The organism is Streptomyces sp. RP5T (genome assembly GCF_003933965.1).
Taxonomy (GTDB): Bacteria; Actinomycetota; Actinomycetes; order Streptomycetales; family Streptomycetaceae; genus Streptomyces.
Genome location: NZ_RSAJ01000187.1, coordinates 1 through 14504, shown reverse-complemented (window position 1 = coordinate 14504; position 14504 = coordinate 1). Strand labels below are relative to the sequence as shown.

The following is a 14504-nucleotide window of genomic DNA, read 5'->3' as shown; positions in this document are numbered from 1 at the left end:
ACCGAGGCGAACACATCCGCCACGAACAGCCCCAACGCGGCCCGTAATCGGTTCACTTCATGCGCATCCACACGACCAACATGCTCTTGATCAGCGCAAACGGATAGACCTAACGAAGCACTACTAGGGCCCGTCCGGCGGATCAGGCCCTGAGGGTCTTCGTGCCGTGCACGCGCGTGTACTCGTCCGCGAGCCATGGGCCCAGATCGTCGACGTACGCGCGCAGTACGGCCGGGTCGGCGGTCGGGGCGTGTCCCAGGACGGCCGCCGCCCTCAGCTGCTCGGCGCGCTCGGGGTAGTAGGCGGCGAAGACCTCCGCCATCTCTGCCAGGTCGCTCGTCCAGCCGTTCCAGCGGGGCATGACCAGGGTGAACGCGGTGCGGACCAGGTGCCGGGACAGGAAACGGACCAGCCGGGTCCGGGTCTCGTCCGAGTCCGCCGCCTTGAGGCGTTCGCGCCAGCGGGGGAGCAGGAGGGCGAGGTCGCCGTTGGTCTCGCGGGCCAGGAGGGAGTCGGGGCGGTAGCGGGGGAGGTACTCCGCGAGGTCGTCCCCGAGCAGCGGGGTGCACAGACAGGCCACGAACCAGCCCAGGTCGTGGCGTTCCAGGTCGCTCAGCAGGCGAGCTCGGCTGTAGAGGAGCGTTCCGGCCCCGTCGATCTGCGGGAACTCCTTGTCGAGCGCCTCCCCGAGCTCCCGTACGCCCTCCCGGTCCGCGTCGGTCGGCTCGTCGCGCAGGGCCAGCAGGAGGTCCAGGTCGCTGCGGCCCACGCGCGCGGTGCCGCGCGGGATCGAGCCGTAGAGGTACGCGCTGTGCAGCCGGGGCCCGAACAGGGCCGGCACCCGGTCGCGGGCGGCGGCGACGACCGGGCGGAAGGGCTGCGGGATCCGCCCGAGGGAGCCCTCGCGCTCGATGAAGCCCTGGGCGTCGAGCCCTTTGGGGGCCAAAGGAGGAACGGTTTCGGCGGCCATGGGATCACTGTGCCCGGGGGCGGGCCCGGGAACAGCTCATTTACGGCCCTGGGCGGCCCGTGTGGGGCCGAACGTGGTCATCGGCGGGGAAGGGCGGGCAGGCGGCGTGCGGCGCTGCGGGAGGGGCAGCGGCGGCGATCACCTGTCATAGGCACCGGTCACCGGCACCGGTCACGCCGGCTGCGGGAGCGGTGCTCCGGCGATATGAGAAGGGCCCCGCCGTGCGGCAGGGCCCTTCGAGGTCGTACGACGATCCGTGCTCAGCGGGAGCGCTTGGCGAGCCTCTCGACGTCCAGGAGGATCACCGCGCGGGCCTCCAGGCGCAGCCAGCCGCGCTGGGCGAAGTCCGCGAGGGCCTTGTTGACCGTCTCGCGGGAGGCGCCGACCAGCTGGGCCAGCTCCTCCTGCGTGAGGTCGTGGACGACGTGGATGCCCTCCTCGGACTGCACGCCGAAGCGGCGGGAGAGGTCGAGCAGCGCGCGGGCCACACGGCCCGGCACGTCCGAGAAGACCAGGTCGGACATCTGGTCGTTGGTCCTGCGCAGACGCCGTGCGATGGCGCGCAGGAGCGCGGAGGCCACCTCGGGGCGTGCGCTCAGCCAGGGCTGGAGGTCACCGTGGCCGAGGCCGAGCAGCTTGACCTCGGTCAGCGCGGTGGCGGTCGCCGTGCGCGGGCCGGGGTCGAAGAGCGACAGCTCGCCGATGAGTTCGCCGGGGCCGAGCACGGCCAGCATGTTCTCGCGGCCGTCGGGGGAGGTGCGGTGGAGCTTCACCTTGCCCTCGGTGACGGCGTAGAGCCGGTCGCCCGGGTCGCCTTCGTGGAACAGGGAGTCACCACGTGCGAGCGTCACCTCACTCATGGAGGCGCGCAGTTCCGCGGACTGCTCGTCGTCGAGTGCCGCGAAGAGCGGGTTGCGCCGCAGAACGTCGTCCACGAGTTCTCTCCTTGTCGACCTGCTCAGGGGATCTTGTTCCCCTTTGGTACCAGGGGAACCCGGTGCCCATTTTGCCGGACGGTCCAAACAGTGTGATCTGTCACAAGGATGCCGCACACATGTCCCGGGGTAAGCGGCAGGGGTCCAATTGGGGGCCGGTCCCCGGGGTCCGGGGCGGATGTCAGTGCCGGGCCCTAGGCTGGCCGGGTGTCCAAAACGCCGGTGAGAGCACAGGCCGAGGGGGCTGGGCGGGTGGTTGCGCGTCGGGATTCCGCCGTGGGCGAACAGGACGCCGGGGGTGGAAAGAAAACGGCAAAAGCGGCAGGGAAGGCTCCGGTGGAGAAGAGGGCTTCGGCGAAGAAGGCCGGGAACGAGCCGGCGAAGAAGGCGGCTCCCGTGCGCAGGGGTGCCGCCGTGAAGAAGGCGACCGTCGCCCCCAAGAAGGCGGCGGCCGCGGTGAAGAAGGCCTCGGCCACGAAGAAGGTCGCCGCGGAGGCGGTCGCCGCGAAGCCGCCGCGGAACGAGTCGCGGACCGCCCTCGTCCGCCGTGCCCGGCGCATCAACCGCGAGCTCGCCGAGGTGTTCCCGTACGCCCACCCCGAGTTGGACTTCGAGAACCCCTTCCAGCTGATCGTGGCGACGGTCCTGTCCGCGCAGACCACCGACCTGAGGGTCAATCAGACGACCCCGGCGCTGTTCGCCAAGTACCCGACCCCCGAGGACCTGGCCGCGGCCAACCCCGAGGAGGTCGAGGAGATCCTCCGGCCGACCGGGTTCTTCCGGGCCAAGACCAAGTCGGTGATAGGGCTGTCCAAGGCCCTGGTGGAGAACTTCGGCGGGGAGGTCCCCGGGCGGCTCGACGACCTCGTGACGCTGCCCGGTGTGGGCCGCAAGACCGCCTTCGTCGTCCTCGGCAACGCCTTCGGGCGGCCCGGCATCACCGTCGACACCCACTTCATGCGGCTGGTCAGGCGCTGGCAGTGGACCGCGGAGACCGACCCCGACAAGATCGAGGCCGCCGTCTCCGCGCTCTTCCCGAAGAGCGACTGGACGAACCTGTCGCACCACGTCATCTGGCACGGCCGCCGCATCTGCCACGCCCGCAAGCCCGCCTGCGGCGCCTGCCCCATCGCCCCGCTCTGCCCGGCCTACGGCGAGGGCGAGACGGACCCGGAGAAGGCGCGCAAGCTCCTGAAGTACGAGAAGGGCGGCTTCCCGGGCCAGCGGCTGAACCCCCCGCAGGCCTACCTGGACGCGGGCGGCAAGGCGGCGCCGCCCCTGGGGGCCGCCGGGTGAGGACACGGACGGTGCGGCCCGGGGCGGGCGCGCGGATCGGCGGACCGCGTCGGACGGGCCGAGGGTGGTGCGGGAGCGCTCGGGGTGTGTGAGGTGCGGGTGGAACGATTCAGGGGCCGTCGGGCGTTGGGCTGTTCAGGACGACGGGGGTGGCGATGACACGGGCGAGCCGTACGACGGGCGTGACGCTCAGCAAGGACGGCCTGCCGAGCTGGCTGGACCCGGTGGTGCACGCCGTGGAGACGATCGAGCCGCTCCAGCTCAGCCGCTTCCTGCCGCCGGCGGACGGCGCCGGGCGCCAGTCGGCCGTGCTGGTCCTGTTCGGCGAGGGCGAGCGCGGGCCCGAGCTGCTGCTCATGGAGCGGGCGAGTTCGCTCAGGTCGCACGCCGGGCAGCCGTCGTTCCCCGGTGGCGCGCTCGACCCGGAGGACGGCGATCCGAAGGGTGACGGTCCGCTCCGGGCCGCGCTGCGCGAGGCCGAGGAGGAGACCGGCCTCGACCCGTCCGGCGTCCAGCTCTTCGGCGTGCTGCCCAAGCTGTACATCCCGGTCAGCGGTTTCGTGGTGACCCCGGTGCTGGGCTGGTGGCGCGAACCCACCCCGGTCGGGGTCGTCGATCCGAACGAGACGGCCCGCGTGTTCACGGTCCCCGTGGCGGATCTCACGGACCCCGACAACCGTGCGACGACCGTGCACCCCAGCGGACACCGAGGTCCGGCATTCCTGGTCGAATCGGCCCTTGTCTGGGGCTTCACCGCCGGCATCATCGACCGGATCCTGCACTACGCGGGCTGGGAGCGGCCCTGGGACCGCGAGAAGCAGGTCCCGCTCGACTGGCGCGCATGACAGGGTGGCGTCCGTGCTGTGTCTTCCCGGGGACAGCCCCCGGCCGGCCGACCTGTGGTGAACGCGAAGTGATGAGGCGAGGCTCGAACCGGTGAACGTGCTGGACATCCTGTTGCTGGTCGCCGCCGTGTGGTTCGCGATCGTCGGCTACCGCCAGGGCTTCGTCGTCGGCATCCTGTCGGTGATCGGGTTCCTGGGCGGCGGCCTGGTCGCCGTCTACACCCTGCCGGTCGTCTGGGACGCGCTGACCGACCACGCGGAGGTGGGCACGGTCGCCGCCGTCGTGGCCGTGGTCGTCGTCATCGTCTGCGCCTCCATCGGCCAGGCCCTGACCACCCATCTCGGCAACAAACTGCGCCGGTACATCACCTGGTCCCCGGCCCGCGCCCTGGACGCGACCGGAGGCGCCCTGGTCAACGTCCTCGCGATGCTCCTGGTCGCCTGGCTGATCGGCGCCACCCTCGCGCAGACCACCATGCCGACGGTCGGCAAGGAGGTCCGCGGCTCCAAGGTGCTCCTGGGCGTGCAGGAGGCGCTGCCCTCCGACGCCGACACCTGGTTCAAGGACTTCACCTCCGTCCTCGCGCAGAACGGCTTCCCGCAGGTCTTCAGCCCGTTCTCCGACGAGCCGATCAAGGAGGTCCAGCCGCCCGACCCCAAGCTCGCGAACAGTGCCGTCGCCACCCGCGCCCAGCGCTCCATCGTCAAGGTTATGGGGACCGCGCAGAGCTGCGGCAAGGTCCTGGAGGGCACCGGCTTCGTCTTCGGCAACCGCCGCGTCATGACCAACGCCCACGTCGTCGGCGGCGTCGACGAGCCCACCGTCCAGATAGGCGGCGAGGGCCGCAAGTACGACGCCACGGTCGTCCTCTACGACTGGCAGCGCGACATCGCCGTACTGGACGTGCCCGATCTGGACGCGCCCGCGCTGCGGTTCACGTCCGAGGACGCGGCCAGCGGGGACAGCGCGATCGTCGCGGGCTTCCCGGAGAACGGCTCGTACGACGTCCGCCCCGCGCGGGTGCGCGGGCGCATAGACGCCCACGGACCGGACATCTACCACCGCGGAACCGTCGACCGCGATGTCTACTCCCTCTACGCGACCGTCCGCCAGGGCAACTCCGGCGGTCCGCTGCTCACCCCTCAGGGCAAGGTGTACGGCGTCGTGTTCGCGAAGTCGCTCGACGACCCCGACACCGGGTACGCGCTCACCGCGGACGAGATCCAGGAGGACATCGTCAAGGGGCGTACCGCGAACCAGCAGGTGGACAGCGACAGCTGCGCGCTGTGAGGGGTGCCGGAAGAGCGGTGCGTCAGCCGCGGGGGTGACGCAGGCGCACCGAGACCCAGCGGGCCCGGCGGCGCAGGATGCGCGGAATGCCCACGCGCAGGTCCGTGCCGCCCGGCAGTTGCGGGGCACCGCCCTGGTGGTGGGTGCTCAGGGCAGCGCCCGAGCGTCGATTGCGTGCTGCGTCACCGTAGTCGTGCGTCCAGCCCATACCCGGACGTGTGCCCCCGCCCCAAGGTCGATAACCGCTCCCACGCCCCCCAATTGGCCTATGCGCCGGGCAAGTGGCCGTTCGTAGGACAGGCGTTCAGGTCCGGATACCGGGCGCGACCTTTCGGTCACCGATCGGGTTCGGGATCCTTCAGCCAATTGATCAGTTCTGTCGAGAAGGCGACCGGATCCTCCTCGTGCGGGAAGTGCCCGAGGCCGTCGAACAGCCGCCAGCGGTACGGCGCTTCGACGTACTCGCCGGAGCCCGCCGCGCTCCTGGTCCGCATCACCGGGTCGAGCGAGCCGTGCAGATGCAGCGTCGGCACCCGCACGGGCCGTTTCATGCGCCGGTTGAACTGGATCCCGTCGGGCCGGGCCATCGACCGCACCATCCACCGGTACGGCTCGACCGAGCAGTGCGCCGTCGAGGGGATGCACATCGCCGCGCGGTACGTCTCCACCGCGTGGTCGTCCGGCAGCCGCGGGCCGGACCAGTCCCGGATCAGCTCGGCGACCAGCGCGCCGTCGTCCGCGGTCAGCTGCCGCTCGGGGACCCAGGGCCGCTGGAAGCCCCAGATGTAGGAGCCGGCCCGGGTCTGCTTGAGGTCGGAGAGCATCGCCGAGCGCCAGCGCCGGGGGTGCGGCATCGAGGCGACCGCGAGCCGGCGTACCAGCTTGGGACGCATCGCGGCCGCCGTCCACGCCAGGTAGCCGCCCAGGTCGTGGCCGACCAGCGCGGCGTCCGGCTCGCCGAGGGAGCGGATCACGCCGGTGACGTCGAGGGCGAGGTTGGCGGGGTCGTAGCCGCGCGGGGTGCGGTCGCTGCCGCCGACGCCGCGCAGGTCCATGGCCACGGCCCGGAAGCCGGCGTCGGCGAGCGCCTCCAGCTGGTGGCGCCAGGTCCACCAGAACTGGGGGAAGCCGTGCAGGAACATCACGAGCGGTCCGTCGCCCAGTTCGGCGATGTGGAAGCGCGCGCCGTTGGCCGCCACGTCCCGGTGCGTCCAGGGACCGTCGGGCCGTACGAGAGAGGCGGGCTGCTGCGCCGAAGGGGTGGCGGGGTCGGTCATGAGGACGAGCGTGCCACAGCCTCGATGGCCTTCGTCTCCCGGACCCGCTCCTCCAGGATCTTGTTGTCGTGGCCGGGACGCGGGTGCGGCTTGGCGTTCTGCAGCACGCCGGCCGTCTCCTTCATCGAGGCGGCGACCTTCTGCGCGCCCTTGCTCTTCTGCGCCTTCTTGGCGAAGACGACACCGATCAGCGCGAGGACCAGCGCGACCAGGACGTTGGCGGCGAAGGACAGCAGGAAGCAGACCGCGAGGTTCCAGTCGCTCCAGGTCCGGATGCCGTACGCCAGCGCGAAGTTGAGCATCGGCAGGGAGAACAGCAGGACCGCACCGGCCACGCTGAACGCGCCGCCGCTCGCCGCGCCCCGCTTGACGTCCTGCTTGAGCTGCGCCTTCGCCAGCGCGATCTCGTCGTGCACCAGCGCGGACATCTCGGTCGTCGCCGAGGCGAACAGCTGGCCGATGCTGCGTTCGGCGCCGACCGGGCTGCCGTCGGGTGCGCTCATCGCGGTCTCCCTCTTCACTGACTCTGTCTGGGCCGTGTCTTTTGTACCGTCCCGTCAGATCATGCCCGACGGTGGTCCTCCTCGCCTGCCCCGCCCGCCACTTCGGCAAGCCGCTCGGCCGTCTTGCGCTCCGCGATCCGGCGGTGCTCGGCCGCCTTGCGCTCCAGGATGGCCGCCATCCGCAGGTGGTACGCCGGGTCGTCCTCCTCGTACACGTCCGGGATGCCGTCCTGGTCGTCGTCGCGCTCCTCGGCCTCGTACAGCTTGCGGTACTTGGCGTTGCGCAGCTTCAGCAGCACGGTCGCGAGGGTCGCCGCGATGAGCGAGCCGAGGAGCACGGCCGCCTTGACCTCGTCGGTCAGCGTCGCGTCGCCGTCGAAGGCGAGCTCCCCGATGAGCAGCGACACGGTGAAGCCGATGCCGGCGAGGGTCGCCACCGCGAAGACGTCGGCCCACTCCAGGTCGTCGCTGAGCGAGGCGCGGGTGAAGCGGGCCGTCAGCCAGGTCCCGCCGAAGATGCCGAGTGCCTTGCCGAGGACCAGGCCGAGCACCACGCCGAGGGTCTCCGGCTTGGTGAACACATCGCCGAGCGCGCCGCCTGAGACGGAGACGCCCGCGCTGAAGAGGGCGAACAGCGGGACCGCGAGGGCCGCCGAGAGCGGCCGTACGAGATGCTCGATGTGCTCACCCGGTGAGTGCTCCTCGTCCTCCCGCCTGGTGCAGCGCAGCATCAGGCCCATCGCGACGCCCGCGATCGTGGCGTGGATGCCGCTGTTGTACATCAGCGCCCAGATCACCAGCGCGAGCGGAACGTAGACGTACCACCCGCGCACGCCCTTGCGCAGCAGCAGCCAGAAGACCGCGAGGCCGACGGCCGCGCCGCCGAGCGCGGCGAAGTCGATGTCGGCGGTGAAGAAGACCGCGATGATCAGAATCGCGAAGAGGTCGTCGACGACGGCCAGGGTGAGCAGGAACGCGCGCAGCGCGCTCGGCAGCCAGGTGCCGATGACGGCGAGCACGGCGAGCGCGAAGGCGATGTCGGTGGCGGTGGGCACGGCCCAGCCGGACAGGGAGCCGTCGCCGACGAGGTTGGTGAGCGTGTAGACGAGGGCCGGTACGGCCATGCCGCACAGGGCCGCGACCACGGGCAGCGCGGCCGCCTTGGGGTCCTTCAGGTCCCCGGCGACGAGCTCGCGCTTGAGCTCGATGCCGGCCACGAAGAAGAAGATCGCGAGGAGTCCGTCGGCGGCCCAGTGCTCGACGGACAGGTCGAGCCCGAGGGCCGAGGGTCCGAGGTGGTAGTGGCTGACGCTCTCGTAACTGGCGTGCAGCGCGGGGACGTTCGCCCAGACCAGCGCGGTGACGGCGGCGATGAGCAGCAGCACACCGCCGACCGTCTCGGCCCGCAGCGCGTCCATGACGTAGGCCCGCTCGGGGAGGGAGAGGCGTCCGAAGACCTTACGGTTGGGCGCTGGCATCGGGGGACCTCCGGTCGGTGGGCAGGGCTGTGCTGCTTGCCGACCAGACTTCCCGGCACACCTTGAGGGTCACGCTCCTTTGCTTAGTTTACCTAAAAGGGGCGCCGGGTGCGCTCCCGCCCCCGACGCCCCCCGCGCTCAGGCAGCCGGTCAGTCCTCGCTGGGCGTGGCCGGCAGCTTGGCCTGGATCAGGTCCATGACCGTGGAGTCCGTCAGCGTGGTGACGTCACCGAGCTGGCGGTTCTCGGCGACGTCCCGCAGCAGGCGGCGCATGATCTTCCCGGAGCGAGTCTTCGGCAGCTCCTGCACCGGCAGGATCCGCTTCGGCTTGGCGATCGGGCCGAGGGTGGCGCCTACGTGGTTGCGCAGGTCGTTGACGAGGGCCTCGTCCTCGGCGTTCGCCGTGCCGCGCAGGATCACGAAGGCGACGATCGCCTGCCCGGTCGTCTCGTCGGCGGCACCGACGACGGCCGCCTCGGCGACCGACGGGTGGGAGACCAGCGCGGACTCCACCTCGGTGGTCGAGATGTTGTGCCCGGAGACCAGCATGACGTCGTCGACGCGGCCCAGCAGCCAGATGTCGCCGTCGTCGTCCTTCTTGGCGCCGTCACCGGCGAAGTACCTGCCCTCGAAGCGCGACCAGTACGTGTCGAGGAAGCGCTGGTCGTCGCCCCAGATGGTGCGCAGCATCGACGGCCACGGCTCGGTGAGGACCAGGTAGCCGCCCCCGCCGTTCGGGACCTCGTGGGCCTCGTCGTCCACGACGGTCGCGGAGATGCCGGGCAGCGGGGTCTGCGCGGAACCGGGCTTGGTCGCGGTGACCCCCGGCAGCGGGGAGATCATCATCGCGCCGGTCTCGGTCTGCCACCAGGTGTCCACGATCGGCGTGCGGTCGGCGCCGATGTGCTTGCGGTACCAGATCCACGCCTCGGGGTTGATCGGCTCGCCCACCGAGCCCAGCACCCGCAGGCTGCTGAGGTCGAACTTCGCGGGGATGTCGTCGCCCCACTTCATGAACGTACGAATGGCGGTGGGCGCCGTGTACAGGATCGTCACCCCGTACTTCTGGATGATCTCCCAGAAGCGGCCCTGGTGCGGGGTGTCCGGCGTGCCCTCGTACATGACCTGGGTGGCGCCGTTGGCGAGCGGGCCGTAGACGATGTACGAGTGCCCGGTCACCCAGCCGACGTCGGCCGTGCACCAGTAGACGTCGGTCTCCGGCTTGAGGTCGAAGACGGCGTGGTGGGTGTACGCGGTCTGGGTGAGGTAGCCGCCGGAGGTGTGCAGGATGCCCTTGGGCTTACCGGTCGTACCGGAGGTGTAGAGGATGAACAGCGGCTGCTCCGCGTCGAACGCCTCGGGGGTGTGCTCGGCCGACTGCCGCTCGACGATCTCGTGCCACCACACGTCCCGGCTGTCGTCCCAGGCGACCTCCTGGCCGGTCCGGCGGACGACCAGCACGTGCTCGACGTTGCCGGCCTTGCCGGCCGCCTCATCGACGGCGGGCTTGAGCGCGGACGGCTTGCCGCGCCGGTAGCCGCCGTCGGAGGTGATGACGACCTTGGCGTCCGCGTCCTGGATGCGGGTGGCGAGGGCGTCCGCCGAGAAGCCGCCGAAGACCACGGAGTGCGCGGCGCCGATCCGTGCGCACGCGAGCATCGCGACCGCCGTCTCGGGGATCATCGGCATGTAGACGGCGACCCGGTCGCCCTTGCGGACCCCCAGCTCCAGCAGGGCGTTCGCGGCCCTGGACACCTCGTCCTTGAGCTCGGCGTAGGTGATCGCGCGGCTGTCCCCGGGCTCGCCCTCGAAGTGGATGGCGACCCGGTCGCCGTGCCCCGCCTCGACGTGCCGGTCCACGCAGTTGTACGCCACGTTGAGCTCGCCGTCCTGGAACCACTTGGCGAACGGCGGGTTCGACCAGTCCAGTGTCTCGGTCGGCTCCTTGGCCCAGCTCAGCCGGCGGGCCTGCTCGGCCCAGAAACCGAGTCGGTCAGCCTTGGCCTGCTCATACGCCTCCGCCGTGACGTTGGCGTTCGCGGCCAGGTCGGCGGGGGGTGCGAACCTGCGCTCTTCCTTGAGCAGGTTGGCCAGGCTTTCGTTGCTCACGGCATCTGCCTTTCCCAGGGTGTCCGTTGTGTCCCAGGCCACAGCTCATCAGACCGGGGGTGCGATGACAAGGGTCGACCGGAAATTGGTTTAGACCTGTGGACCCGTCGAGTCCGGCGGCCGTGGTCATCCGTACCCACGGACGCCGACCAGGCGGAGTTCAGCGTCTGTAACGCCTTTCACACTCGCGCCCAAGTACGGGTGAAGCGCCATCGACGAAAGGAGCTTGCGTGGACGGCATACGGGGCGGGCCGCGGGCGGCGGTCCGCGACCCACGGCTCTTCGAGGAGTTCTACCGGCGCCATGTGGACGCGATCACGTCCTTCGTGGCCCGGCGTGTCGCGGACCCGCACACCGTGGCCGATCTGACCGCGGAGATCTTCCTGGCGGTCCTGGACTCGGCCCACACCTACCGCGCGTCCCGGGGCAGCGAACGGGCCTGGCTGTACGGCATCGCCCGCAACGTCGTCGCGGGGGAGCGCCGGCGGCTGGCCCGCGAGACGGACCGCGACCGGCGCATCTGCGGGCGGCGGCTGCTGGAGCCGGACGACATCGCCCGGCTGGAGGACAAGCTCGACGCGGAGAGCCCGGGCCGCCGCGCCCTGGCCGCCCTGGAACGGCTCCCCGCGGGGGAGAGAGCCGTCCTGGAACTGGTCGCGGTCGACCAGCTGACGGTCGGCGAAGCCGCCACGGCGTTGGGGATCAGTCAGGTCGCGGCGCGTGTACGGCTGCACCGGGCGCGCAAGTCGCTGCGGGAGCAGACGCAATCACCGGGCGGGGAGCTGAACGGCAGCTCCCTGTCGTACGTCACGGAAGCAAGCGGGGGAGCGGCATGACGACCACGACGACGTTCGAGGACCGGCTGCTGGCGGAGCTGCAGGAGGAGATCGGGCGACGGGAGTCCCGGCGGGTGCCCCCCGTACGGCGGCCCCTGCTCACCGGCCGCCGGCTCGCCCTGGCCGCGGGACTCTGCGCGGCGGCCGGACTCGCCGTGGTGCTGGCGCCGGGTACGCCGGCCGAGTCTCCGGCCTATGCGCTGGAACGCCACGACGACGGAACCGTCACCCTCACCGCCAACGAGCAGTACATCGACGTCGGCGACCAGCGCGAGCTCGCACGGCGTCTGCGCCCCAACGGGATCGAGGTGGAGGTGCAGATCCTGCGACCCGGCTATGTCTGCCGGGGGGACACGGTGCTGTGGGCACACGACAGTGCGGGTGAACGGGTCCCGCTCTTCACCTTCCACTGGGCTCGGAAGATCACCCTGCACCGCGGCAACGTGCTCGTCTTCGTGAACTTCAACGACGGAAGGGACCCGCACAAGGTCGACGTCTACCCGACCGAGGCCGACGTCGAGCCCTGCGTCCCGGTGAAACCGACGCCGGACCGGCCCCGGCGTGCCTAGCTGTATCGCCGCGGAGGTGTGCGGCCCCTCCAGGAGGGGCCGCACACCCGTGCAGTTCACGCCGGCAGGTCCGCCGCCGCCTCCACATGGCCGAACAGTCCGTCGCCGTCCGCCCCGGTGAGCAGGTACGCCTGCGCCTCGCCCACGTGGAAGTACATCCCGTGCAGCTCCAGCTCCCCCTTCCGCAGGGCGCGGGCCACCGAGTCGTGGGCGCTCAGATGCTCCAACTGCTGCACCACGTTGGTCAGACAGAGCTGCTCCACCGCGTCGGCGGCGGCCCGTCCGGCCAGCCGGGCGGAGGGCCGGCCGGCGTCGGCCATCCGCTCCAGGCTGGGCAGTCCGTGTCGCAGCCAGCGCTTCAGCGGGGTGCGGGCGCCGCCCGGCTCGGAGTTGAGCAGGGCCTGCATGGCCCCGCAGCCGGAGTGCCCGCACACGGTGATGGAGCGCACCTTCAGCACCTCGACCGCGTACTCGATTGCGGCCGCCACCGAGTCGTCCCCGCTCTCCTCGCCGGGCAGCGGGACGAGGTTGCCCACATTGCGCACCACGAACAGGTCGCCCGGGCCGCTGGAGGTGATCATCGAGGTGACCAGCCGGGAGTCGGCACAGGTGAGGAAGAGCTGGTCGGGCCGCTGGCCCTCACGCGCCAGCCGGGCCAGCTCACCGCGCACGATCGGCGCGGTGTTGCGCTGGAACGCGCTGATGCCACGCGCCAGTTCGTGCCCGCTCGACTCCCTCGGCGCGCCCGGCTCCCGCGCGGCACCGGGCTCACCGGACGCACCGGTGCTTTCCGTGGCCTGCGCGGTATACGGGCGCTCGCACTGGTGGTTGCGCCAGGCCGTCCAGGGGCGGCAGCGGCAGTGGGCGGAATCCGACGGCTCGGCGATGCGCGTCCCGGGTCTGCGCCCGGTCAGCTCGACGGAACCGCCCTGCGCGGTGTGCGTCTTCTGCCAGTCCTGCAGGGCTTCGTACGCCGCGTGGTCCATGAACGACCCGTCCAGCTCCACCACGGCGGCCGCCCCGTGCGGGACGAGATGCAGGGCCCGGCTGAGCCGGGGCACCGCGAGGAACGTCAACTGCCCGCGTACATGGACGTGATGGACTCCCTCCCTCTCGCAGTGCGTGATCCGGGTGCGGGTGAGGCGGTGCAGAGAGACGGCGACGGCGACGGCGATGCCCAGCGTCACACCCTCCAGCACGCCGAACACGACCACGCCGAGGGTGGTGACGGCGTACACCAGGACCTCTCGGTGGCGGGTCACCGTGCGGATGTGGTGCAGGGACACCATCTGGATGCCGACGGCCATCACCAGGGCGGCGAGCGAGGCGAGCGGGATGAACTCCAGGAGGGGGACCATCAGCAGCGCGGCGATCACTACGAGAACGCCGTGCAGCATCGTGGAGTTCCGGCTGACGGCGCCCGCCTGGACATTGGCGGAACTGCGCACCGCCACACCGGCGACGGGCAGTCCGCCGAGGGAGCCGGAGACGATGTTGGCGGCGCCCTGGCCGAGCAGTTCGCGGTCCAGGTCGGAGCGGCCGACGCGGGCGCCGCGCCCCTCGCCGCTGCTCGCGGAGATCAGGTCGGGGCGTCCGGCCGCCAGCTTGTCGACGGCCACCGCGCCCAGCAGCGACTGCACGCTGCACACCAGCGTGGTGGTCAGCACGGCCGCGACCAGCCCCAGCACGGGCCCCTCGGGCAGTCCGGCCAGCGCATGGCTGCTCCAGGACGGCAGGTCGACCTTCGGCACGGCCAGCCCGACGAGACAGGCGACGGTGGTGGCGCCGGCCACGGCCACGAGCGCGGCCGGGATCCTGCGCAGGAGGTGGCCCGCCCGGCCGGGGATGCGCGGCCAGAGGAAGAGCAGGCCCAGGGTCAGCGCGCTCACCGAGACCGCGGAGGGCTGCACCCGCGCCAACTGGGCGGGCAGGGCACGGAGGTTGTCGAGGACGGCACTCTGCGGGGTGCCGCCGAGGACGATGTGCAACTGGGCCACGGCGATGGTGACGCCGATTCCGGCGAGCATGCCGTGCACGATCGCGGGGCTGACGGCGAGCGCGGTGCGGGCCACCCGCAGGCAGCCCAGGCCGAGTTGGACCACTCCGGCGAGGACGGTGATGGCGCAGGTGGTCCGCCAGCCGTAGCGGTGGATCAGGTCGGCGGTGACCACGGTGAGTCCGGCGGCGGGACCGCTGACCTGGAGCGGACACCCGCCCAGCCGGCCGGCGACGATCCCCCCGACGGCGGCGGCCACGAGGCCGGCCTGGAGCGGCGCTCCGGTGGCGAGGGCGATGCCCAGGGACAGGGGCAGGGCGATCAGGAAGACCGCGATCGAGGCCGACACGTCGGCGCCCGCGATCCGGAAGCCCCGGAAGCGGCGGGGCGGGGTCGGTG

The 14504-nt window shown here is 71.5% G+C and carries 13 protein-coding genes; 5 read left to right on the top strand and 8 right to left on the bottom strand.

Annotated features, from left to right (window positions below):
• Positions 1-142 precede the first annotated feature (142 nt).
• Both EHS43_RS20500 and EHS43_RS20495 read right to left on the bottom strand, forming a co-directional pair.
• Positions 143-970 carry a nucleotidyltransferase gene (locus EHS43_RS20500; protein WP_125192221.1) on the bottom strand — a complete coding sequence of 276 codons (828 nt, stop codon included), beginning with the start codon at positions 968-970 and terminating at the stop codon, positions 143-145.
• A 260-nt stretch (positions 971-1230) separates the two neighbouring features.
• Entirely contained in the window at positions 1231-1905 is a 675-nt protein-coding gene (locus EHS43_RS20495; protein ID WP_007383667.1) for a Crp/Fnr family transcriptional regulator, read from the bottom strand.
• 336 nt (positions 1906-2241) lie between these two features.
• Here EHS43_RS20495 and nth point away from each other — a divergent pair, with 336 nt between their 5' ends.
• The 3 genes from nth to EHS43_RS20480 all read left to right on the top strand — a co-directional run bounded on the left by nth (position 2242) and on the right by EHS43_RS20480 (position 5337).
• Positions 2242-3201 carry an endonuclease III gene (nth, locus tag EHS43_RS20490; protein WP_125192220.1) on the top strand — a complete coding sequence of 320 codons (960 nt, stop codon included), beginning with the start codon at positions 2242-2244 and terminating at the stop codon, positions 3199-3201.
• Between the two features lie 155 nt (positions 3202-3356).
• Positions 3357-4046 carry a CoA pyrophosphatase gene (locus tag EHS43_RS20485; RefSeq protein ID WP_125192223.1) on the top strand — a complete coding sequence of 230 codons (690 nt, stop codon included), beginning with the start codon at positions 3357-3359 and terminating at the stop codon, positions 4044-4046.
• A gap of 91 nt (positions 4047-4137) precedes the next feature.
• Positions 4138-5337 carry a MarP family serine protease gene (locus EHS43_RS20480; protein ID WP_125192219.1) on the top strand — a complete coding sequence of 400 codons (1200 nt, stop codon included), beginning with the start codon at positions 4138-4140 and terminating at the stop codon, positions 5335-5337.
• 22 nt (positions 5338-5359) lie between these two features.
• On the opposite strand, the gene EHS43_RS20475 is transcribed toward EHS43_RS20480, so the two are convergent.
• From EHS43_RS20475 to acs, 5 genes are all read right to left on the bottom strand, one after another.
• Complete coding sequence (locus tag EHS43_RS20475) at positions 5360-5545, bottom strand: hypothetical protein (RefSeq protein WP_125192218.1); 186 nt, start codon at positions 5543-5545, stop codon at positions 5360-5362.
• 127 nt (positions 5546-5672) lie between these two features.
• Positions 5673-6614: an alpha/beta fold hydrolase gene (locus EHS43_RS20470; RefSeq protein ID WP_125192217.1), complete on the bottom strand. Its 942-nt coding sequence runs from the start codon at positions 6612-6614 to the stop codon at positions 5673-5675.
• Positions 6611-7117 carry a phage holin family protein gene (locus EHS43_RS20465; protein WP_125192216.1) on the bottom strand — a complete coding sequence of 169 codons (507 nt, stop codon included), beginning with the start codon at positions 7115-7117 and terminating at the stop codon, positions 6611-6613. The genes EHS43_RS20470 and EHS43_RS20465 overlap by 4 nt, the downstream gene beginning before the upstream one ends.
• A gap of 59 nt (positions 7118-7176) precedes the next feature.
• Entirely contained in the window at positions 7177-8595 is a 1419-nt protein-coding gene (gene nhaA / locus EHS43_RS20460; RefSeq protein WP_125192215.1) for a Na+/H+ antiporter NhaA, read from the bottom strand.
• 150 nt (positions 8596-8745) lie between these two features.
• Positions 8746-10704, bottom strand: a complete 1959-nt coding sequence (acs, locus tag EHS43_RS20455; RefSeq protein ID WP_125192214.1) for an acetate--CoA ligase — start codon at positions 10702-10704, stop codon at positions 8746-8748.
• Positions 10705-10934: 230 nt separating this feature from the next.
• On the opposite strand from acs, the gene EHS43_RS20450 reads away from it, so the two are divergent.
• Complete coding sequence (locus tag EHS43_RS20450; RefSeq protein ID WP_125192213.1) at positions 10935-11540, top strand: RNA polymerase sigma factor; 606 nt, start codon at positions 10935-10937, stop codon at positions 11538-11540.
• A complete protein-coding gene (locus EHS43_RS20445) occupies positions 11537-12109 on the top strand; it encodes a hypothetical protein (protein ID WP_125192212.1) in 573 nt (190 codons plus the stop codon). Before EHS43_RS20450 ends, EHS43_RS20445 begins: the two co-directional genes overlap by 4 nt.
• A gap of 56 nt (positions 12110-12165) precedes the next feature.
• On the opposite strand, the gene EHS43_RS20440 is transcribed toward EHS43_RS20445, so the two are convergent.
• The coding region (locus EHS43_RS20440; protein ID WP_221740743.1) for a bifunctional SulP family inorganic anion transporter/carbonic anhydrase at positions 12166-14504 on the bottom strand (2339 nt) is incomplete at its 5' end.